Source organism: Rhodococcus sp. NPDC078407 (genome assembly GCF_044542515.1).
Lineage (GTDB): Bacteria > Actinomycetota > Actinomycetes > Mycobacteriales > Mycobacteriaceae > Rhodococcoides.
The window spans coordinates 18007-39499 of sequence record NZ_JBITUQ010000022.1 but is presented as its reverse complement, the minus strand read 5'-3'; the positions used below and the strand labels follow the sequence as shown (position 1 = coordinate 39499).

The window sequence follows — 21493 nt, the reverse complement described above, 5'->3', positions numbered from 1 at the left end:
ACCTAACTAGCGGGTACTGCGGCGCGTGTCTCGATCGGCACGGTCATGGTTGTACCAGGGAACGCCGATCGACTCCGGTTTGTACGGATGCTGCTCCGGTCATTCACCCGATGACCGATGTGTGTCCGAGAGACCGGATGAGGAGAGCATGAACGCCTTCGGAGCAGCACTGTACGGCCTCGGAACGGCCTTGCCGTTGGTGATCGGGGCTGCTGTCGGCCTACGGTGGTCGCTGCCCAGACGAGTGCTCGCCGCCATGATGGCGTTCGGCGCGGGCACGATGATCGCGGCCGTGTCCTCGGAGTTGTTCGAGCCCGCCTTCACCCAATCCGGCATCGTCATCGCCGGCGCTGCGTTGTTCGCGGGTGCCGGGGTGTACGTGGTCGCCAACCACCTCATCGAGAATCGGCTCGGACCAGCGGCTATCGGGTGGGCGTTGATGCTCGGAACCGTGCTCGACGGCGTACCGGAGAACACCGCGCTGGGGGTGTCGCTGACCAGTGGTGGTGGTCTCGTTCTTCTGGTCGCTGTCGCCGTCGGAAACGTTCCCGAGGCGGTCGGCGGCGCGGCTCTGATGCGAGATCAACACAACTTCGGTCGCGCCCGCGCCCTCGGGTTGTGGAGTGTGACTGCGGCTGTCCTGGTTCTGGTGACCGTCGTGGGGTTCCTGCTCTCGGACGCCATCCCGGCTACCGGTATCTCGGCAGTGCAGGCGTTCGCCGGTGGTGCGACCCTGGCGGTGCTGGCCGATTCGTTGATGCCCGAGGCGTACCGAGACGGCGGTTGGTGGGTGGGAATGGCCACTGCTGCAGGATTTCTCGTCGCCTTCGGTCTCGGTTGACCGCTGCGGCCTCGACTACAACCGCGCTGCGAGTCGGTGATAAGCGGCGTTCCATCGAAGAGTCTGCTGGAACCCACGTGTCGTGGTGCCGGAATCGATGGCGAGCAACTCGACACCGATCATGTCCGAGAATGCCTCCAGCACAGGCAGACCGATGGCGGTGCTCAACACCGTGTGGTGGGGTGCGCCTGCGGTCAACCACGATTCGGCCGACACCGACAGGGAGGGCTGCGGTTCCCACACAGCGCATGCCACGGGCAGCTGCGGCAGTGCCTCGTCGGGTTCGACCACGTCGATCACGTTGGCTGTCAATCGGAATCGCTCACCGACGTCGGACAATCCCACGACGACGCCGTGTCCCGGATCGGCGGTGAATCGCAGCCGCACCGGGTCCTCACGGCCGCCGATCGACAGTGGATGGATCTCCAGGGTGGGGCGCGAGGTCGTGATGGACGGGCACACCTCGAGCATGTGTGCGCCGAGGATCTTCTCTTCACCGGGGACGAGGTGGTAGGTGTAGTCCTCCATGAAGGACGTTCCGCCGTCCAGTCCCTCGGCCATGACCTTCATGCCGCGCAACAACATCGACGTCTTCCAGTCGCCCTCGCCGCCGAAGCCGTAGCCGTCGGCCATCAGTCGTTGCACTGCCAATCCCGGTAATTGACGAAGACCGCCGAGGTCCTCGAAGTTGGTGGTGAACGCCTTGAATCCACCGTCGGTGAGGAACTGACGTAGCCCGGCTTCGACGCGGGCACCGTAGCGAAGCGATTCGTGACGCTCGCCGTCCTTGTCGAGACTCGGTGCGATGTCGTAGAGAGTTCGGTATTCGTCGATGAGGTCGGACACTGCGGAATCATCGACGCCGTCGACCACGTCCACGAGATCGTTCACACCGTACGTGTTCACCGAGACACCGAACCGTAGCTGAGCTTCGACCTTGTCGCCTTCGGTCACGGCGACGTCGCGCATGTTGTCACCGAACCGTGCCAGCCGCAGCGATCGCAATTCGGCTCGCCCGAGTGCGGCACGAGCCCAGTGCTCCACGCGCGTCCGTACCGACGGATTGTCGACGTGGCCTGCGATCGTGGTTCGCAGTACGCCGACCCTGGACTCGATGTGCCCGAATTCGCGATCACCGTGCGCAGCCTGGTTCAGGTTCATGAACTCCATGTCGATCGTGGACCACGGCAGCGACATTCCTGCCTGCGTGTGCAGGTGCAGCAGTGGAACATCGAGCGCGTCCAGGCCCGAGATCCACATCTTGGCGGGCGAGAAGGTGTGCATCCAGGTGACGACGCCGATGCAGTCGTCGGCTGCGTTGGCCTCGCGCATGCAGTGCAGGATGGCCGACGCGTCGAGCAGCACCGGCTTCCACACGACCGACACCGGTAGTGCGCCGTCGAGTTTGTCTGCGATCTCCCGTGATTGGACTGCGACCTGCTCGAGCGTCTCGGGACCGTAGAGGCCTTGGCTGCCGGTGAGAAACCATACTTCGGACATGGAGAATGTACCTTCCGGGGAAAGAGTGCGCGGCGCCGGTCAGCGCTGGCCGTAGACGTTCTGATAGCGGTTGTACAGTGTGTCGACCGACGAGCTCGGGATGGGAAGTGGTTGTCCCAGTTGATAAGACAGGTGGACCGATCGCGCGACGTCCTCGCACATCACCGCAGCCTTCACCGCGGATCGCGCCGACGGACCCACTGCGAAGACGCCGTGGTTCTGCATCAGGACAGCAGGAGAACGACTGTCGGCGAGGGTGTCGACGATGCCGCGTCCGATCGAGTCGTCGCCGATCACAGCGAACGGACCGACGGGAATGTCTCCGCCGAACTCGTCGGCGCACATCGTGGTCACGACCGGAATGGGTTCTCCACGCGCTGCCCAGGCAACTGCGTACGGCGAATGCGTGTGCACCACACCGTTGATGTGGTCGAGGTGCCGATAGACGTACGCCTGCGCTTCGGTGTCCGACGACGGAGCATGGTCACCTTCGACCACTCGACCGTGCAGATCGCACACCACCATGTTGCCCGGAGTCAGATCGTCGTAGGAAACACCGCTCGGCTTGATGACCATCAGGTCCCGCCCGGGTACGCGTGCGGAGACGTTTCCCGCCGTCCATACCACCAGTCCGTAGCGCACCAGCTCGGCATGCAAACTGCACACGTCCTTGCGAATCTCCTCGACGACCGCGCGGACCTCGTCGACCACCGTCATTTCGCTTCCCACTTCCTCATCAGGGCGGCGCGACGAAGTGATCGCAGCCGGCGCATGGTCGGCACGTCCCGACCGAAGTGGTCGTGCAGTTCCAGGTAGATCTCGTACAGCGCGTCGTATGCCGTCGATCGGGACTCGTCCGGTACGAATGCACCGCGGCGAACCTTGCCCATCGATTTCGACGCTACCGGCACGTCGGGGTAGCAGCCGGCGGCCACTGCGGCGTGGATGGCGGAGCCCAATGCGGGGCCCTGACCGGAATCTATGACGGACAACGGCATTCGTAGAACGTCCGCGTAGATCTGCATCAGCAGTGGGTTGCGGGCCAGGCCTCCCGCCACGACGAATTCCTCCACAGGAACGCCGCTGGTGCGGAACGTCTCGACGATGACGCGAGTACCGAATGCCGTTGCTTCCAACAGGGCGCGGTAGGTGTCCTCGGGCCGGGTCGCGAGCGTTGATCCGATGACCAGGCCGGACAGTTCGTGATCGACCAGGATCGACCGATTGCCACTGTGCCAGTCGAGCGCGACCAGACCGTGCTCGCCCACGTCCTGTGCCGACGCAAGCCGGGTCAAGTGTTCGTGCACCGATTCGCCTGCGGCCGTTGCCGACTCACTGTATGACGCGGGAACTGCTGTGCGAGTGAACCATCCGAAGATGTCGCCGACACCGCTCTGACCTGCTTCGTAACCGTACGAACCGGCGACGATGCCGCCGTCGACGACCCCACACATGCCGGGGACGTCGTTCAACACGGTCGAACTCATGACGTGGCAGGTGGAGGTTCCCATGATGGCAACCATCCGACCCGATTCGACTGCGCCCGCTGCCGGTGCCGTGACGTGCGCGTCGACATTGCCGACCGCGACGGCAATGCCCTCGGGCAGTCCCGTCCATGCTGCGGCCTCGGCGGTCAATGTCCCTGCTCGCGAACCCAATTCGCCCAGCGGCTGATCGAGCTTCTCGGCGACGAATCCCGCAAACGCGGGGGCGAGCTCGGTCAGGAAGTCGACGGAGGGATACTGTCCGTCCTGATAGATACCTTTGTAGCCCGCGGTGCAGGCATTACGTACGTAGTGTCCGCACAGCTGCCAGACGATCCAGTCGGCCGCCTCGACCCACCGGTCCATGGCCTCGTAGATCTCGGCGTCCTCCTCGAGAATCTGCAGTGCCTTGGCGAATTCCCATTCCGAGGAGATCAGGCCGCCGTATCGGGGAAGCCAACTCTCGCCGCGGCGGGCGGCCAGTTCGTTGATGCGGTCGGCTTGCCCCTGCGCTGCATGATGTTTCCAGAGTTTCACGTAGGCGTGCGGGCGCTCGACGAATCGCGGATCCTCGCTGAGCGGGGTGCCGTCCGCGTAGGTGGGCACCATGGTGCATGCGGTGAAGTCGGTCCCGATGCCCACTACCTGCTCCGGCGCAATGCCCGCGGCGGCCATCGCAGCGGGGACCGCGCGGCGTAGGACGTCGCGATAGTCGTCCGGTACCTGCAGAGCCCATGCGTCGGGCAGCCGCACGCGACCGCCGGGCAGCGTTTCCTCCAGCACGGCATGACGGTATTCGTGGACGGCGGATGCAATCTCGGCACCGTCGGACACTCGGACGACGACAGCTCGGCCGGACAGGGTGCCGAAATCGACCCCTACCGCGTAACGGTCAACCGGCATTCAAATCTCCTTCGTGGGTCACCGACTGTGACGTGTGCAACACAGTGTGAGCGCTAACATCGACCGGAGTCAAGCCGGTGTTCGATCCGGCCCGAGGACGCGCGTGGCGGTCGTCGGAAAAAGTGGACCCATTCGGATGTGTGCATACTGGTGTGACGCGGGCCACAGGCCTGGATCCGAAGCATCCGACCTTGCGATCACCCGCCCACCGACCGAAGAGGAGAACCGATGGCAGACAATCGCGCAGTCGCGTACGCAGGTCCCGGCAAGGTGGAGGTCCAGGACATCGCATTCCCGGGCCTGGAGTTGACCGATGGGCCTGGAGTGAATCCGGCCAATGTCGGACGTAAGTGCGAGCACGGTGTGATCCTCAAGGTGGTCTCGACCAACATCTGCGGCAGCGATCAGCACATGGTGCGTGGGCGAACCACTGCGCCCGAGGGGCTGGTGCTCGGACACGAGATCACCGGCGAAATCGTCGAGGTCGGCCGTGACGTCGAGTTCCTGAAGGTCGGAGACATCTGCTCGGTTCCGTTCAACATCGCCTGCGGACGGTGTCGAAACTGCAAGGAGCGCAAGACGGGCATCTGCCTCAACGTCAATCCGGATCGACCGGGTTCGGCGTTCGGTTACGTCGACATGGGTGGCTGGGTCGGAGGCCAGGCCGAGTACGTCATGGCACCGTACGCGGACTTCAACCTGCTGAAGTTTCCGGATCGCGACCAGGCGCTGGAGAAGATTCTGGACCTGACCATGCTGTCGGACATCTTTCCCACCGGCTTCCACGGAGCGGTCACCGCAGGCGTCAAACCCGGTGCGACGGTGTACATCGCAGGTGCGGGTCCGGTCGGTTTGGCCGCCGCGGTCGGTGCGCAATTGTTGGGCGCATCGGTGGTGATCGTCGGTGACATGAACGCGGACAGGCTCGCCCAGGCGCGAACGTTCGGCTGCGAGACCGTCGACGTGGGCAAGGGCTCACCGCAGGACCAGATCGAACAGATTCTCGGTGTGCCCGAAGTCGACGCCGCGGTGGATGCAGTGGGCTTCGAGGCTCGCGGTCACGGCGGCGACTCCTCCCGTGAGGCACCGGCCACTGTTCTCAACTCGCTGATGGACATCACCACGGCGGGCGGGGGCATCGGTATCCCCGGCCTCTATGTGACGGGCGATCCGGGCGGCGTGGACGAGGCCGCCCAACGCGGCGCTCTCTCGCTCAGCCTGGGCACCGGGTGGGCGAAGTCGCTCTCCTTCGCCACCGGGCAGTGTCCGGTGATGAGCTACCACCGCGAATTGATGAATGCCATTCTCACCGAACGGGTGTCGATTGCGAAGGCCGTGAATGCGACGGTCATCACGCTCGACGACGCACCGCGCGGCTACCGCGAGTTCGACAGCGGAGTCGCACAGAAATTCGTCATCGACCCGCACGGCATGATCGCGAGCTGACAGCGTCGGTCCAGTAGTCGTTCGAGCCACCATCGCGAGAATGCGGCGGTGGCTCGAACGTGCTGCCCGAATCCGACAACCGTTCGAGCCACCTATGCTGGGATGATGTTCTTACTCTTCGGCTTCGGCAGCAAACGCAAGCACGTCGGCCCGGGCGCGACGCGGGCGTGCCCCCGATGCCACAACACCACTCAGTGGGCGCGGATGAAGCAGTACCGACAGTTCACGCTGTTCTTCGTTCCCATCGCGCGGTGGAAGCGCGTCGAGTTCGAAGAATGCGGAATTTGCGGTGCGGCAACCGAGGTGCGATGAGGCTGCATCATGCCGGGGCCAACACGATCACGGAGTTGTGACCGCCCATTCCCAACGACGATTTCACGGTCAGTCCCGGTTCGGCCGGAGTGAACCCGTCGAGCAGTAGGGGATGAGCCTCGGAGACCTGAGGTGCCGCAGGGACGATTCCACGCTCGAATCCCATGACCGCAGAGATGGTTTCGATCGCCGATGCAGCACCCTGGCAATGCCCCGTCAACGGTTTCACCGAGTACACCTGGGCGTTGGACCGAAGCACTGTCTCGAGCATGGCAGTCTCCGCGGCATCGCACTGTGCGGTGCCGGGCCCATGAGCGTTGAGGTATCGCACCTGCGCGGGGACCACGCCGGCGTCGGCCAGCGCGTCCTCGAAACATGCTCGTACCTGAGTGAGGGACGGGTCGATGGACGTGGCGTGAAATGCGTCGTGGGTCATCGAGCCGCCCAGAACTCGCGCATACGAGGCGGAGCTTCGGGCCGACAGCACGAACGCTGTTGCAGCTTCGCCCATTCCGAATCCTCGGCTACCTTTCTGGAACGGTCGGCACCCCTCTTGGGGCTCCATATCGACGACCCCGACGCCGAGTTCGACGAAGTGGTCGACGTTCTCCGGCGTCAGCGAAAGATCGGTGGCAACGAACACGACGTCGTCGACGAAGCCGGTGTCGAGCCACATCTTGGCTGTCAGCAGACCAGCGTTGCCCGACGCGCACATGGCCGAGACGTTCATGGCCGGGCCGTGAAAACCGTACTCCTGCATCAACAGCGACACCGGCGTCGACGGCATCAGCGTCAAATAGTCACGAACTCGGCGTTCACCACCGTCTCGCAGGTAGAAATGTCGCCATTCGTCCACTTCTCCCAGGACGACGGCATGGATCAGACCGACACGCCGACCCGGACGCCAGCCTCGCGTCATCGCGTCGCCGATCGCCTCGCGAGCGGCCCCGCGAAGCGCCCGACCGAATCGGCTGGTGCCGTCGCCGTCGCCACCACCGTCGGGCACCTTGGCCAGCCACACCGGATTGCTTTCCGGTCGGGTGCGATCGTGGTGCAAGGTGGCGGCGGCCTTGCCCGTCGCCAGGCCGTTCCACAGGGTGTTCGCGCCCCATCCGTACCCGGACACTGCACCGATCCCACTGATGTCGATCTGGCTGCCGTTCATGCTTCGAACGCTCATCGTCCATTTCCGTTTCTTTTCGAGGTATGCGAGCCGGATTCGGCTCGCTCCTCGATTTAGCCCGTGAAACCGACATTCGGTCCAGTCGAAAAAGCTGTGATCGGTGCAAATCGGGCATCGAACCCCGCAGACCTTTGCTCGGGTGGTTCAATCGGTTGACGACTGTCCGCCTACGAACGCGAGGACCGAGCATGGCCCGAGGGGAGCGCGACGGCGTCGGCGACCCCGAAGCACGTGCCGCGTCGCCTGGATTGGCAGACCGCTATCGAGTTCTCATCGAGCATTCACCGGACGCGATCGGTGTTCACCGAGGCGGCGCGTTGGTCTACTTGAACCCTGCCGGATTGCGCTATCTCCGTGCCGATAGCGCTGCCGATGTCATCGGGCACCCGATCGAAGAGTTCATCGCCGCCGAGTCGATCGGGCCCATGTTCGAGCGCATCGCCGCTCTCGACACGCACGGCACCGCGAGCGCAGCGTCGGAAGCGACCGTACTTGCGCTCGACGGGACGACCTTGACGATGGAAGCGGTCTCGGTCCGCACCGTGTGGAACGGCGAGCCTGCGTTTCAGGTCATTCTTCGAGATCTCACGGAGCACAAGGCGGCTCAGAAGGCGTTGCGGTACCAAGCGGCCTTGGTCGAACATGTCAGCGATGCCATCGTCGGTGTCTCGTCCGACGGCTTGGTGTCGAGTTGGAACCCCGCAGCCGAATCGGTGTACGGCCGAAGTGCGGAGGAGGTACTCGGCCGCAGTGTCTCCTACGCGGTCGGGGTGCCGTGCGACCCGCCCTCGATTCTTCGAGCCGGTGGACAACTGTGTGAGTCGCATCGTCGCGCGGACGGTACGGCGCTGGCGATGGTGGTGTCCGCAGCTCAGATGCCCGACGGCTGGGTGTTGGTGTGCGCCGACCGAAGCGCGGTGCGGCGCGCCGAGGACCACTTCACGGCGGTGGTGGAATCACTCGAGGCCGGGGTCGTCGTACTCGATCACACCGGCCGCATCGAGTCGGCCAACCTGGCCGCGAAAACTATTCTCGATCTCCAGGTCGGTTCCGATACGGCCGGACGGGCGTCGACGCTGCCGTTCCGGGTCTACAACACCGACCACAGTCCCATTCAGCCTTTCGAGCACCCGGTCGCGGTGACGAGAAGAACCGGCCGACCCAGTCAGACCGTGATCGGCGTCGAGCGACTGCGCGACAGCCGACAGTTCTGGCTGTCGTTGACGGCAACCATGTTGACGGCGGGTGATCCCGTTCCCTCGGTCGTCGCGACATTCGTGGACATCACCGACGCCTACCGGATGAACATGAAGCTCGAACATGCCGCGACGCACGACGATCTCACCGGGCTGCCGAATCGGCCACTGATCTTGGCGCGCCTCGACGAAGAACTGGCACGGCCGGCCCACGCCGACGCCATGGCAGTGTTGTTCATCGACCTCGACAACTTCAAGACGATCAACGACCTCCACGGACACACCGTCGGTGATGCCGTGCTCGGCGTGGTCGCTGCTCGCCTGACCAGGGCGCTGCCCGCCGACGCCTTCGTCGGACGGATCGGTGGCGACGAGTTCGTGGCAGTGGTTCCTCACCGATCGGGTACCGAGGCCGACGATTTGCGCGCCGAACTCGCGTCTCCGATCACCACGGCGGGACGTGTGCTGACGGTGACGGCGAGCATCGGCGGTGTCACCGTCGAACGCGACGACACCCGGAGCGCTCTGGACATTCTCGACGACGCCGATCACGAGATGTATCAGTCCAAGCCCGCGACGCAACATTTCTCGCACGGGTGAGATGCTCAGCGTTGTTCTGACGCAGCGTTATTCGTCCGATCCCGACAATGCTCGGAGTCCAGCGGCGATGAACTCCCCTGTTGCGTTCGCGGCGTTCCGTGCTCCCGCCCCGGTATCGGAACCGGCCAGCGCGCGGTGGGTGATGCCCTCGCCGATCACCCCGAGCTTGAAATTGGCCAGGGCGAGGTAGAAGCCCCAATTGCGCAGTTCACGGCCCGATTCCACTGCGTACTGTTGTGCGAGGTCGTCGGCCGAGGGGTATCGGTCGCTCGTCCAGGCCGCGTCCGCGCCCAGGACCGCATCGAACACGGGTTGCCGGTAGATGCACATCAGCGCGACGTCGGTGAGCGGATCGCCGAGCGTGGACATTTCCCAATCGACTACGGCGGCAACGGAGCCGACATCGTCGACATCGAGAATGGTGTTGTCGACGCGATAGTCCCCGTGCACGATCGACGACGCCGATTGTGTCGGTATCGCTGCTTCGAGCGCTCGGTGGAGTCGATCGACATCGGGCAGCTCGCGCGTCTTGACGCTCTGCCACTGTCGAGCCCAGGTGGCGACCTGACGAGCAACGAACCCGTCGGGTCTGCCGAACGAGCCGAGGCCAACAGATTGGGGGTCGACCGCATGCAGCCGGGCGAGTACCCGGACGAGCTCGGCGGCGTTCGCGGTGACTTCCGAGTCCGAGAGGTCCGAAAGCTCCTCACGCGTACGGACGACTCGGCCTGGAACGAACTCGACGACGGTCATCGGTGCACCGAGGACCGAACCGTCCCGATCGAACGCAACGGTGCGCGCGACGGGAACGTCGGTGGCTGCGAGAGCGTCGGTGACGGCCCACTCGCGGGCCATGTCGTGCGCCGAAGGGGTGAGTCCGCTGGTGGGAGGACGGCGAACGACCCACGTCGAGGTGTCGTCGTACGCCTTGTACGTGAGGTTGGAACGGCCACCACTGATCATCTCGACCGTCAGCCGGCCCTCGACCTCGATGCCGTTGGTTCGCAGAAACTGCTCCAGCGCATCACGATTCATCCCCGGCAGTTCGCTCACGACTGTGTCTCCCGCAGTGCGCGCTTGGCGGCACCGATCGTTCGTTTGGCGATGGCCCAGCGGTGGACCTCGGACGGGCCGTCGTAGACACGGAACGGACGGACCTCGCGCGACAGCCTCGCCAGGGGAAGATCGTCCGATACGCCGAGCCCACCGCACATCTGAATGCTGCGGTCGACGATTCGAAAGATCGCCTCGGCGGCGAACGTCTTGGCGATGGACGTCTCGTTGCTCGCGTGTCCACCCCGGTCCAGCTCGAAGCAGGCCTTGATCAGTAGTGCGCGGGTGGCGGCGATATCGATCTCGTTGTCGGCGACCATCTTCTGCACCATGCCGAGATCGCCGAGCTTGCCGCCGAATCCTTCACGCTGGGCAACCTGGGCGACAGCGATGTCGTGGGCTCGGCGGGAGGCCCCGAGCCAGCGCATCACATGCGTCATGCGGGCGGGTCCCAGACGTACCTGGGCGTAGGCGAATCCCTCGTCGACGGCCCCCAGCACGTTCTCGTCGGGCACGAATGCGTCCTCGAAGAACACCTCGCAGTGTCCGCCGATCATCGCCTTGTCGAGGGTGCCGATGTGTCGGCCGACCCTGATGCCTGCGGTGTCGGCGGGGGCCAGGAACATCGTGGCTCCGCCGCGATCGCCGGGGGTGCCGGATGTACGGGCCATGACGATGAAGAAGCCCGCGCCGTCGGCACCGGTGATGAACCACTTGTGCCCGTTGATCTTCCAGCCACCCTCGACCCGGTGGGCCGCGGTGGTGAGTGCCGCGGGATCGGAACCGGCACCCGGCGCGGGCTCGGTCATCGCGAAAGCCGACCGCATGTCGCCGCGCGCGAGCGGAGCGAGAAATTGCTCTTTCTGCGCTGCCGATGCGATGTGCGCGAGCATGTGAACGTTGCCCTCGTCGGGGGCACCGAGGTTGAGTGCGATGGGACCGAACAGTGAATAGCCGGCTTCCTCGAACACCGGAGCACGATCACTCATCGACAGCCCGTGGCCGCCGTATTCGATCGGTGCGTGCGGCGCGAATACGCCGGCTTCCTTTGCGGCCGTCTGCATCTCGACGCGAAGACGATCGCCGCCCGCGTCGGTGACGTTGCCCAGGAACCGATCCTCGATGGGAAGCACGTGTTCTCGCGTGAACGTGCGCGTCCGATCGATCAGCTTCTCGATGTCCGGGTCGTACGTCAGATCGATTGCCACGATGCGCTCCCATTCCGCTACCGACCGAACGCTCGCTCGGTCCCAGAAAGGTTTTCACATCCACTCGGTCGGGTCAAGGGGGAGCTACCCCTGTTCGGCGGTCGTAGCACCGACCGTACGACGGGCGATGTCGAGATAGACCGCCACCAGCTCGCTCGGAGACAACGGCCCGTCCGGTCGATACCACGTTGCCAGGCCGACACACATCGTCGTGACGGCCCGGCTGGCATCCCTCGGGTGCGGAGTGTCGAACGAGCCGTCGGCAACGCCGTCGGCGACGATCGCGTCGAGCAGCCGTTGTTCCTCGTCGCGCTTGGCAATGTAGGCGGCGCGATTGGCCGGATCGAGGCTGCGAATTTCCGTCGAGCAGACGAATGCGGCGTCGCGCCTGTGAATATGGAACAGCAGCAGCGATTCGACGACGGCATCGAAACGGTCACTCGGCGACGAACCGGCCCCGGCCTCGGCCGATCGAGACCGCTCGAGCAACTCGTTCATCGATTCGTCCATGATGCCGACCAGCAGAGCCTGCTTCGACGGAAAGTGGTGGTACAGACCGGGAACCGACAGCCCGGCATCTGCGGCGATCTGCCGCACCGATGTTCCGTGATAGCCCTGTTCCGCGAACGTGGTCAACGCCGACGACAGGGCAGGGGGAAGGTTCGAGCCCTCGTATGTGTCCCAGCTGGGGGTCGCGGTCATGCACTTACCGTAGATGGCCTCGGGCCGAGGGTTTGCTCATGACGTGACGTGAGGTTCTACCGTTGCCCTCATGAACAGCAGCGGTTCCACGAACTGGGGCATCGGCGACGTGGCCCGTAGGACCGGCCTCACCGAGCGCACGTTGCGTTACTACGAGGAGCTGGGGTTGTTGACCCCCGCCCGGGACGGAGGTGGCAGGCGTCGGTACGACGGAGGCGACCTCGACCGCCTCTACCGTATTCGGCTGCTCCGAGAATTGGGCACTCCGCTTGCGGACGTCGATCCGGAGGCAGCGGACCTCCAAAACCTGACACGGCAGCATCTGGCCGATCTGGATCACCGGATGGCCGAATTCGCCCGCGTCCGTGAGCGCGTTCGGGCCGTGGAGGACCGACTTCTCCACGGTGCTCGCCCGAGCGACGACGCCTTACTGGACCTGCTCTCCGGCTTGTCGACCGACGAGCCCGCAGTCACTCGCCGCACCACGTTGTTGGTCTACCGCGACATCGCGGCGGCGCATTCATACCTCGTCGACGTTCTCGGCTTGTCTCCTGGACCGATCGAATACGACGGCGACCGAGCAGTCCACGGCGAGATTCATGCCGGTGACGGTGTTGTCTGGTTGCACCGCGAGGCCCCCGAACATCGCATGGTGTCGCCACTGACCACCGGCTCGGTCACCGCATCGTTGGCGATCCTCGTCGACGACGTCGATGCCCACCATGCCCGCGTGGCGGCAACCGGGGCGGCAATCGACTACCCGCCCACCGATATGCCCTACGGCGTTCGTGAATACAGCGTTCGCGATCCCGAGGGACATCTGTGGTCGTTCCAGACGCCGATCCAGGAACCTGTGGCGTCTCGAGCTCGATAGTGTGGTCGAAATATATTGGGAAGCAGTCCAGTTCGTCATGAACCGGGTTCGAGTAGTGGGGTCGATGCTGTGTCGGCGAGACTGCTGCCGCCCAGGAGGCGCATGAGCAGAAGGCCGTCGAGCAGTGCGACGGCAGCGGCAGCTTCGGTACGCCGATGGTCCGGATCGCCGAGGACGAAACCGCCGAGCCATTCGATCCAGACCTCGATCAGCTGCGAGGCCACAGATTTGTAGGGTTCGATGCCGGCAGTAGCTTGTCCGATTGCCTCGAAATAGAGCCCGAACAGCGGATCGTATTCAGGCTGAGCCACCACCGGCCACGCCGCCGCGACGAGGGAGCGGTGGTTGTTCATCGGCGTCGAGAATGCTGCGGCCAACACGTGTTGCAATCGATGCCCGACTACTTCCAGGACAGCCGTGACGAGGTCGTCCTTTTTCGGAAAATAGTAGACGACCATGCGATCGCTGGTCTTCAATCGCGACGCCAGTCTGCCGAAGGTCAACCGGCTCAGGCCGCCTTCCACGGCGGCGTCGAGTGCCACGGACAGCATTTCTTCGCGGGAATGTCTGTTGACCACCGCTTGATTGTAGTAGCCGCTACAGGTAGCGTCGTTTGTAGTGACTACTACAAACGAAGGACACGTAATGCGCACACGGTCGAATTCCTTGCTCGCACTGTCGGTTCTGCGATCGACCGCCGGAGTGGTCTCGTGGGTGAGTCCTGCACATTCGTGGCGTGCCTTCGGGCTCGGACGCATGAGTCAGGCCGGGAGTGCGGGGGTGGCGACACGCCTTTTCGGAGTCCGCGATCTCGCGCTGGGAATGGCGCTGCACCACCCATCCGCGGAAGTTCGCACAGCAGCCGTGGAGGCCGGAATTGCGATCGATGCCCTCGACGTCGTGGCGAGTGTGCTCGGCCGTCGTGCAGGCGCGCCTGCCACGAGTCTGATCGGAGTAGCGGGCGGCGCAGCGCTGTTTGTCGCACTGGGAGTGAAAATTATCGCCGACTCGAACTGATGGTGATCATCCAGTGAGCGCGTCGGCTACTTCTGCTGCTATCGCAGCCTCGCCGAGGGCATTGGGATGCAGCGGCACGAACTGAGTCGCGAACAGCAGTGGTTCGACCCACCGCAGTCCGACGGGTTGGCATGCATCGTGCCCCTCCGACACCACGGACATGTCGACGAATGTCGTGTCGGTCTCCGCTGCGGCCCGGCGAATGACATCGTTCAGCGTGGACTGAAGGTTGCGCAGATAGGGAACGTCGCCGAGCGCAACGGGGACCTGCGGTGCGCACGTGCTCGCGGCGGGGATCAGCTACGGATAGCCGACGATGATCACCTTCGCCTCGGGTACTCGAGTGTGTATGTCGCGCAATGCCTGTCGAACGGCCGGCAGTGTGCTGTCGAGAATCTTGTCGTCGAAGGTGCTGCCGTTCTGCTGTGTGCACGGATCGAACGCACCGGCGTGGGTCGCCAGTGCACTCACACACGCGGCGATCGCTCCAGAGAACACGCTGTTGTCGTTGCCGCCGATCATCAAGGTCACCACATCGGCCGAAGGCGACAATGCATCGAACTGCGGCCGAGTGCCATCGAATTGAGGGGTATAGAAGTCATCTGTGGCCGCGCCGCCGCAGCTGACATCGGTGAGACTGAAGCCCTGCTGTCGTGCCACGATGTGCGCAAAATTCTGCTCGGATTGCAGACACCGAAGGGGAGTGCTCGGCGCGAGCGGAAGCACTCCGCTTCCGGCGCTGAAGCTGTCGCCCAGATTGACGTGCTCGATCGGGGATGCTGCGGCGGTGGGAGGGCTCGCCAACGCGAGCACGACAACCGCAACGACGCCGATCCCGAACCGCTTCGTTTTACTGCGCACTACAGACCCCCGATGGCCGGATATTGCCGAGATCGTACCGCTGCTGCGGCGTACTTCGGACCCGGGGCAAAAGCCGATTCGATGATCTAGCGTTGCTCACATGCGTCTGCTCGACGCGGTGGACATCTTGCAGGAGGACGAAAACCCATGACCGATGACACTCTGGCCGATTTCCAGCGAACCGAGTTCACCGCGGACGGACGCAGTGCCCCTGTCTATCGCATCGGCACCGGGCCGGCTGTCATCGTGATGTCCGAAATGCCGGGCATCACGCCGAAAGTGGCAGACTTCGCGCGCACCGTCGCCGGAATCGGATGCACCGCAATCGTTCCGCATCTCTTCGGCGTCGACGGGAAGGACCCGCTGAGTGCTCCCCTCGGGCTCCTCGGTACTGCTGCCACCATGTCCCGTGCCATGGTGCCGGCCTGCATCAGTCGAGAATTCACCATCCTGGCCACCGGCAAGTCATCGCGGATCGTGGTGTGGCTGCGGGCCCTCGCGGCCGAGGAACACGAGCGGTGCGGCGGACCGGGCGTCGGTGCCATCGGAATGTGCTTCACGGGCGGGTTCGCCCTCGCCATGGCCGCCGACGACCGATTGATCGCACCGGTGCTGTCGCAACCGTCCCTTCCGTTCGCGGCATCGAAGTCACGCAGCCGTTCCATCGACATCAGTGCCGGCGACCTCTCGAAGGTGAAAAGTCGTTGTGGTGCCGGAGATCTCACTGTTCTCGGTATGCGGTTCAAGGGCGACAAGATGTGTCCACCTGCACGGTTCGAGTTTTTGAGGGAACAACTCGGCGATGCGTTCGTGTCGGTGGAATTGCCCGATTCTGCGTTCAACCCGGAAGCATTCGGGCCGCCACACTCCGTCGTGACGGAAGGACTCATCGACGAGCCGGGTCAGCCGACTCGGCAGGCGTTGGACCAGGTACTCGACCTGTTCCGCAGTAAGTTGCTCCCAACGCCCTGAGGCCCCGCGGCGCGATTGCGATGCTGAGCCGAGGGTCGAATTCACGACCACGGAATGGTGGCCTGCAGAACCGCCTCCTTCAAGGCGGCGGTCCGTAACGCCGTCACCGTCTGATATTCGGGATCGGCCACCATCTTGCTGAACGCCGTACGTGACGGATACTCGACCAGGAGCACTGCATCCCAGGCCTGCCCGTCCTCGGCGGCAAGTGCGGTCGAACCGTCGCCCGCGTACAGCACCGTCGCTCCGTAGCGCGGGAGGAAAGTCTCGTCCAGCGCTTTGGCATATTCTGCGTACGAGTCGCGACCACCCTCGGAGAACCGAAGCAGGTTGAGCATCACCACCGGACCGCCGGGATCTTCTTCGAGGTAGCGCTTCAGGTCTCTTCCACGGGGATCGACAGCCATCGTTCGATTATGCGTCATCGGTCGATGCGGCGGAGCGGGAAATGCATCCGTGCCGCTCGTACAGCAAGTCGATTCACTGGCGGACCCCCGAGGCGGTGGTTCCAAGGTCAGCGGTGGAACATGGAGGGCGGAAGAACCAGTGACTCGATGAATGGGAAGTGTGTCGTCCATGACCGACCTCGAGAAAGTGACCGTATTCGGAACCGGAGTGCTCGGTTCGCAGATCATGATGCAGGCTGCCTACCACGGAAAAACCGTTGTGGGGTACGACATTTCCGACGAACTACTCGCCAAGCTGCCGGATCGCTGGGAATGGATGCGCGGATACTACAAGCGTGATCTGAAGGCTTTCGACGAGGCGCGCTTCGACGAGGCCATCGAATCCATCACGACCACCACCAGCGTCGAGGAGGCCGTTTCGGACGCCGACCTGGTGATCGAAGCTGTTCCGGAGAATCTCGACCTGAAAACGAAGGTCTGGTCGGATATCGGCGCGTCCGCTCCGCCGAAAACCATCTTCGTGACCAACTCGTCGTCGCTACTGCCCAGCAGTTTCGCCGAGGCCACCGGGCGGCCGGAAAAGTTTCTTGCACTGCACTTCGCCAATCTCGTGTGGCGGTACAACACCGGTGAGGTGATGGCAACTGCTGCAACAGATCCTGTCTACTTCGATGCCGTACTGGGCTTTGCCTCAGAGATCGGTCTTGTTCCCATTCCGGTCCGAAAAGAAATTCCGGGATACGTGCTGAACAGTCTTCTGATCCCGCTGCTGCAGGCCGGAGCCAACCTGTACGTCGGCGGGGTTGCCAATCCGGCAGACATCGACAATGTGTGGCGCATAGCCACCGGTGCACCCGCCGGTCCGTTCCAGATATACGACACTGTCGGCTTCAACGTCGCAGCACACATCGCGCGCGCACACGGTGGCGAGGCTCAGGTCGCATTCGCCGACATACTGCAAAAGGGAATCGACGCGGGAAAGACCGGTCTCGGGGACGGTGAAGGCTTCTACACGTACGACTCCGATGGCCGGCGACTCGACGCTGTCGAGTCGTGGAACATCAACTGAAACGCGCGATCCCACCTGTCAGAGGTACGGATCCGCCCAGGCGCTGATGATCCGACCGGCACGAGCTGCTTGATTCTTGCCGGTGAGAAGGTGATTGGCCCCCTCCAGCGAAACGAAGCTCCGGGGGTGGCGGGCAGCCTGGAAGATCTCGCTGGCATTGTCGATCCCTACCGTGTTGTCGGTGGGGGAGTGCATGACGAGTAATGGTCTCCGAAGGGTGGTGATGCGCTCGCGCAGGTCTGCTTTGCGGACGTCGTCGACGAACTGTCGTTTGAGGGTCAGCGCTTTGCCGCCGGCGTGGAACGGTGCCTCGCCCTCCTCCTGGATCCGATGAATGAGTGCGTCGTAGTTGTGCTCGACGTGCGCGGGCTGAAACGGGGCGGCGACGATGGCCACCGCTTCGACCGTCGGACACTCGTGCGCCGCAGCAATGGCCGCCGAGCCGCCGAAGGAATGGCCGACGAGCAACTTCACCTCACGACCGGTCGCGTTCATGAACTCGACGGCCTTGACATGGTCGTGCACCTTGTTCGAGAACGAACCGTCGCCCCAGTCGCCCTCGGAGTGGCCCAGACCGAGGTTGTCGAAGCGAAGCATTCCGATGCCGTCCGCTGCGAGCTGCTTGCACATTCGATTCGCCGCCGGGCAGTCCTTGCCCAGCGTGAAACCGTGAGCGAATACGCCCCACCCTCGCGCCTCACCCTCCGGAACATCGACCACGCCTGCCAAGGTGGGTCCGGTAGCACTGGGAAACGTGACGTGTTCCGACATGCCGGTCATCCTAGGATCGACGGCTCCTGCTGGAGCAATCAGGCATGGTCGCGTGTGTACTCGATCGCCGACGACGCTGAGTTCAGCCGAGCCCGGTCAGCCGAGTTGGCGTAATTGAATCGCGGTGTCCAACGCGAGTCGATGCCACGCAGATCGGGGATCTCGGCCCGTCACTTCCTGAGCTCGGCGCAGTCGGTAGCGCAACGTCTGCGGATGCACATGCAGTTGTGTCGCTGCGGCCGTGGCGGTGCCGGTGGTGATGAAGGCCGAAAGTCCCTCGAGGAGATGTATGTTCGCGGCCTCGGTGAGCGAGCCGAGAACAGTGCGTACCACCTCGCTCGTGTCCGCGGTGGGTCGCGCGGTCAACAGTGCCAGCAGCTGCGCATCACCGGCGTCGAGCACGGCGCGGTCCTCGAACGCGTGATCCGGTGCGGTATCCAGAGCCTCCGAAGCAAGTCTCCACGCGCTGCTGATACCGGAGATGGTCGACCGCTCCACGAGACATCCACGCACACCGGTGGCGCGTGATTCGGTGTCGACCTGGACTCGATCGATCGTCGACGGCAGCAGCAAGATCGCCCGCTGCTCGCGCCGGGTGCACAGATGAGTGCGCTGCGTCGACGACGCGGTTCGATCCGGCGGCGTGAGTCCCAACGCGAGAACCAAAGATTCGGCGATGTCGTCGGTCAGTGGTCTGCCCGCGCTTGCCGGCTCCACCACCAACAGATTCGGGTGGCTGGGCAGTTCGAGGTCGAGTTCGCGGGTGCGATCGGCCACCGCTCCGGGCGAGGTGTGTCTGCCTGCCAGTAGGTCGTCGAGCAGCAGAGCGTGAGCTTGCGTGCGGTCGGATGTGAGTTGTTCGCGCGCAACGACGTACGCGCCGATGATCTCCTCGGAGATGGCATCGATGGCGTCGAGCACGCCGAGGCCGAGTTCGGCGATGTCCCGGGGGTCGAGTACATCCAGATACTCGGTTGTGACGTGCCGAACGAACACGCTGGACGCGACTCGATACGCGCGCAGCACATCGGCCAGTGGCCGACCGTCTGCGGCTCGCGCGGACCCTATTGCTCGGAATCTCTTGTGGTCACGGTCGTCGATCGCCCGATCACCGTGCGCCCACAAAGCCATCAAACGCCTCAGAGACCAATACGCGATGGCCTCCACATCGGCCAACTGTGCACCGTGCAGTGAACGGTAGACCGGGATCGCCTCACGAATCGAGTGAACTGCGGAGGTGACGACGGGGCCCAGCTCCGATTCGATCTTCGCAACCACCGCGGCACGCTCCGGGTACATCGGTCTACGACACACTCTTTGTCAGCACCTGACAAACTCTATACTCATTCAAGGCGATTTCCTTGAGTTCCGGCGCCGGTGACAGCACAGTCGAGGGAGAAGCAGCCGGGGCGAGCAGAAGAGTGGGGCAATGGACGCAGATGTGATCGTGGTGGGTGCAGGCTTGGCCGGACTGGTGGCGACCGCCGAATTGGCCGACGCAGGAAAGCGTGTGCTCCTCCTCGACCAGGAACCCGAGCAGAATCTCGGTGGTCAGGCGTTCTGGTCGCTCGGCGGATTGTTCATGGTCGACACCCCGGAGCAGCGGCGCATGGGTATCAAGGATTCTCCCGATCTCGCCTGGCAGGACTGGCTGGGCACCGCGACTTTCGATCGCGGTATCGACGATCCGGCGGGCGAGGACTACTGGGGTCACCGTTGGGCGCGCGCGTACCTCGATTTCGCAGCAGGGGAGAAGCGGTCCTGGCTGCACGCGCAGGGGATGCGGTGGGTTCCGATCGTCGGCTGGGCCGAGCGAGGTGGGTACCTCGCCGACGGCCACGGCAACTCGGTTCCGCGTTTCCACCTGACCTGGGGCACGGGGCCGGGCGTCGTCGACCCATTCGAGCGCCGCGTCCGCGAGGCTGCCGACAAGGGGCTGGTGCGCTTCGGTTTTCGTCATCGCGTCGACGAATTCGTCGTCACGGCAGGGGTGGTCGAGGGCGTGCGCGGCGCAATTCTCGAACCGAGCGCGGCGGAGCGCGGTGCGGGCAGTACCCGCGTCGAGGTGGGGGACTTCGAGTTGCATGCCGGGGCGGTACTCGTCACGGCAGGAGGTATCGGTGCCAATCACGATCTGGTGCGGGAGAATTGGCCTGCCCGTCTGGGAACGGCTCCGGCATCGCTGATTTCGGGAGTCCCCGAACATGTCGACGGCCGCATGTTGGGTATCACCGAGAAGGTCGGCGGGCGTCTGGTCAACAAGGACCGGATGTGGCACTACACCGAGGGAATCAAGAACTGGAATCCGATCTGGAAGAACCATGGCATCAGAATCATTCCAGGGCCGTCGTCGATGTGGTTCGACGCGCGTGGTCGACGCTTCCCAGCCCCCAACTTCCCGGGCTTCGACACCCTCGGAACCTTGAAAGCCATTCAGGACAGCGGATACGAGTACTCGTGGTTCGTCCTCACCCAGAAGATCATCGAGAAGGAGTTCGCGCTCTCGGGATCGGAGCAGAACCCGGACATCACCGGCAAGAACCTCAAACTCGTTCTGAGTCGGGTATTGCCCGGTGCCAGTGGACCGGTCGAGGCGTTCAAGGAGAACGGTGAGGATTTCGTCGTCGCCGACACCCTCGGGGAACTCGTGCAGGGAATGAACAAGGTTTCCGGAGAAGACCTGATCGACCCGGCCGACCTGAGGCGACAGATCGAGGCTCGCGATCGTGAGGTCGACAACCCGTTCACCAAAGACCTGCAGGTCTCCGCGATCCACAATTCTCGTCGTTCGCGCGGGGAGCGCATCGCGCGGACCGCGTCTCTGCACAAAATTCTCGATCCCAAATCGGGACCGTTGATCGCCGTGCGACTGAACATCATCACTCGAAAGACGTTGGGTGGCATACAAACCGACTTACAAGGACGCGTTCTCGACAGTCGAGGGCAGGCGATCGAAGGACTGTGGGCAGCCGGGGAGATCGCCGGATTCGGTGGCGGTGGAGTACACGGATATCGCTCACTGGAAGGGACGTTCCTGGGCGGTTGTGTCTTCGGCGGGCGGCAGGCCGGACGTGCGCTCGCAGCGCAGGCGTAA

The 21493-nt window shown here is 63.9% G+C and carries 20 protein-coding genes and 1 pseudogene; 9 read left to right on the top strand and 12 right to left on the bottom strand.

Annotated elements, in window-relative coordinates:
* The first annotated feature begins 148 nt into the window (after positions 1-148).
* Complete coding sequence (locus tag ACIGGF_RS19750; protein WP_397522860.1) at positions 149-841, top strand: ZIP family metal transporter; 693 nt, start codon at positions 149-151, stop codon at positions 839-841.
* Between the two features lie 15 nt (positions 842-856).
* Here ACIGGF_RS19750 and araA read toward each other — a convergent pair whose 3' ends face one another.
* From araA to araB, 3 genes are read right to left on the bottom strand one after another with little or no spacing between them, the layout of a single operon-like run.
* Positions 857-2341: an L-arabinose isomerase gene (araA, locus tag ACIGGF_RS19745; protein ID WP_397522859.1), complete on the bottom strand. Its 1485-nt coding sequence runs from the start codon at positions 2339-2341 to the stop codon at positions 857-859.
* 39 nt (positions 2342-2380) lie between these two features.
* Positions 2381-3058, bottom strand: coding sequence for an L-ribulose-5-phosphate 4-epimerase (locus ACIGGF_RS19740; protein ID WP_397522858.1), 678 nt, complete (start codon positions 3056-3058; stop codon positions 2381-2383).
* A complete protein-coding gene (araB, locus tag ACIGGF_RS19735) occupies positions 3055-4728 on the bottom strand; it encodes a ribulokinase (protein ID WP_397522857.1) in 1674 nt (557 codons plus the stop codon). Before araB ends, ACIGGF_RS19740 begins: the two co-directional genes overlap by 4 nt.
* A gap of 228 nt (positions 4729-4956) precedes the next feature.
* On the opposite strand from araB, the gene fdhA reads away from it, so the two are divergent.
* Together fdhA and ACIGGF_RS19725 are read left to right on the top strand one after the other, a co-directional pair.
* Positions 4957-6174, top strand: a complete 1218-nt coding sequence (fdhA, locus tag ACIGGF_RS19730; RefSeq protein WP_397522856.1) for a formaldehyde dehydrogenase, glutathione-independent — start codon at positions 4957-4959, stop codon at positions 6172-6174.
* 105 nt (positions 6175-6279) lie between these two features.
* On the top strand, positions 6280-6486 hold the full coding sequence (locus tag ACIGGF_RS19725; RefSeq protein WP_397522855.1) for a zinc-ribbon domain-containing protein: 207 nt from the start codon (positions 6280-6282) through the stop codon (positions 6484-6486).
* A gap of 7 nt (positions 6487-6493) precedes the next feature.
* Here ACIGGF_RS19725 and ACIGGF_RS19720 read toward each other — a convergent pair whose 3' ends face one another.
* Positions 6494-7666 (bottom strand): beta-ketoacyl synthase N-terminal-like domain-containing protein, encoded by a 1173-nt coding sequence (locus ACIGGF_RS19720; protein WP_397522854.1) that lies wholly within the window; start codon positions 7664-7666, stop codon positions 6494-6496.
* A gap of 191 nt (positions 7667-7857) precedes the next feature.
* Here ACIGGF_RS19720 and ACIGGF_RS19715 point away from each other — a divergent pair, with 191 nt between their 5' ends.
* Entirely contained in the window at positions 7858-9465 is a 1608-nt protein-coding gene (locus ACIGGF_RS19715) for a diguanylate cyclase domain-containing protein (protein WP_397522853.1), read from the top strand.
* Positions 9466-9492: 27 nt separating this feature from the next.
* Here the strand turns inward: ACIGGF_RS19715 and ACIGGF_RS19710 are convergent, their stop codons facing one another.
* The 3 genes from ACIGGF_RS19710 to ACIGGF_RS19700 all read right to left on the bottom strand — a co-directional run bounded on the left by ACIGGF_RS19710 (position 9493) and on the right by ACIGGF_RS19700 (position 12428).
* Complete coding sequence (locus ACIGGF_RS19710) at positions 9493-10518, bottom strand: phosphotransferase family protein (RefSeq protein ID WP_397522852.1); 1026 nt, start codon at positions 10516-10518, stop codon at positions 9493-9495.
* A complete protein-coding gene (locus ACIGGF_RS19705; protein WP_397522851.1) occupies positions 10515-11726 on the bottom strand; it encodes an acyl-CoA dehydrogenase family protein in 1212 nt (403 codons plus the stop codon). Before ACIGGF_RS19705 ends, ACIGGF_RS19710 begins: the two co-directional genes overlap by 4 nt.
* 84 nt (positions 11727-11810) lie before the next feature.
* The gene (locus ACIGGF_RS19700; protein WP_397522850.1) at positions 11811-12428 is read right to left on the bottom strand and encodes a TetR/AcrR family transcriptional regulator; all 618 of its coding nucleotides are present in this window, start codon (positions 12426-12428) and stop codon (positions 11811-11813) included.
* A 70-nt stretch (positions 12429-12498) separates the two neighbouring features.
* On the opposite strand from ACIGGF_RS19700, the gene ACIGGF_RS19695 reads away from it, so the two are divergent.
* A complete protein-coding gene (locus ACIGGF_RS19695) occupies positions 12499-13302 on the top strand; it encodes a MerR family transcriptional regulator (RefSeq protein WP_397522849.1) in 804 nt (267 codons plus the stop codon).
* A 35-nt stretch (positions 13303-13337) separates the two neighbouring features.
* Here ACIGGF_RS19695 and ACIGGF_RS19690 read toward each other — a convergent pair whose 3' ends face one another.
* The gene (locus ACIGGF_RS19690) at positions 13338-13880 is read right to left on the bottom strand and encodes a TetR/AcrR family transcriptional regulator (protein ID WP_397522848.1); all 543 of its coding nucleotides are present in this window, start codon (positions 13878-13880) and stop codon (positions 13338-13340) included.
* Between the two features lie 67 nt (positions 13881-13947).
* Here ACIGGF_RS19690 and ACIGGF_RS19685 point away from each other — a divergent pair, with 67 nt between their 5' ends.
* Positions 13948-14319, top strand: a complete 372-nt coding sequence (locus tag ACIGGF_RS19685; protein WP_397522847.1) for a hypothetical protein — start codon at positions 13948-13950, stop codon at positions 14317-14319.
* 6 nt (positions 14320-14325) lie between these two features.
* On the opposite strand, the pseudogene ACIGGF_RS19680 reads toward ACIGGF_RS19685, so the two are convergent.
* A pseudogene (locus ACIGGF_RS19680) lies at positions 14326-15132 on the bottom strand (SGNH/GDSL hydrolase family protein).
* 195 nt (positions 15133-15327) lie between these two features.
* Between ACIGGF_RS19680 and ACIGGF_RS19675 the strand changes: the two are divergent.
* Positions 15328-16152, top strand: coding sequence for a dienelactone hydrolase family protein (locus ACIGGF_RS19675; RefSeq protein ID WP_397522846.1), 825 nt, complete (start codon positions 15328-15330; stop codon positions 16150-16152).
* 41 nt (positions 16153-16193) lie between these two features.
* Here ACIGGF_RS19675 and ACIGGF_RS19670 read toward each other — a convergent pair whose 3' ends face one another.
* Positions 16194-16559, bottom strand: a complete 366-nt coding sequence (locus ACIGGF_RS19670; RefSeq protein ID WP_397522845.1) for a DUF1330 domain-containing protein — start codon at positions 16557-16559, stop codon at positions 16194-16196.
* Between the two features lie 169 nt (positions 16560-16728).
* Here ACIGGF_RS19670 and ACIGGF_RS19665 point away from each other — a divergent pair, with 169 nt between their 5' ends.
* Positions 16729-17628 carry a 3-hydroxyacyl-CoA dehydrogenase gene (locus tag ACIGGF_RS19665; protein ID WP_397522844.1) on the top strand — a complete coding sequence of 300 codons (900 nt, stop codon included), beginning with the start codon at positions 16729-16731 and terminating at the stop codon, positions 17626-17628.
* Between the two features lie 18 nt (positions 17629-17646).
* Here ACIGGF_RS19665 and ACIGGF_RS19660 read toward each other — a convergent pair whose 3' ends face one another.
* A complete protein-coding gene (locus ACIGGF_RS19660; RefSeq protein WP_397522843.1) occupies positions 17647-18399 on the bottom strand; it encodes an alpha/beta hydrolase family protein in 753 nt (250 codons plus the stop codon).
* 96 nt (positions 18400-18495) lie between these two features.
* Positions 18496-19677: a helix-turn-helix domain-containing protein gene (locus tag ACIGGF_RS19655; protein WP_397522842.1), complete on the bottom strand. Its 1182-nt coding sequence runs from the start codon at positions 19675-19677 to the stop codon at positions 18496-18498.
* Positions 19678-19828: 151 nt separating this feature from the next.
* On the opposite strand from ACIGGF_RS19655, the gene ACIGGF_RS19650 reads away from it, so the two are divergent.
* Positions 19829-21493, top strand: a complete 1665-nt coding sequence (locus tag ACIGGF_RS19650) for an FAD-binding dehydrogenase (RefSeq protein WP_397522841.1) — start codon at positions 19829-19831, stop codon at positions 21491-21493.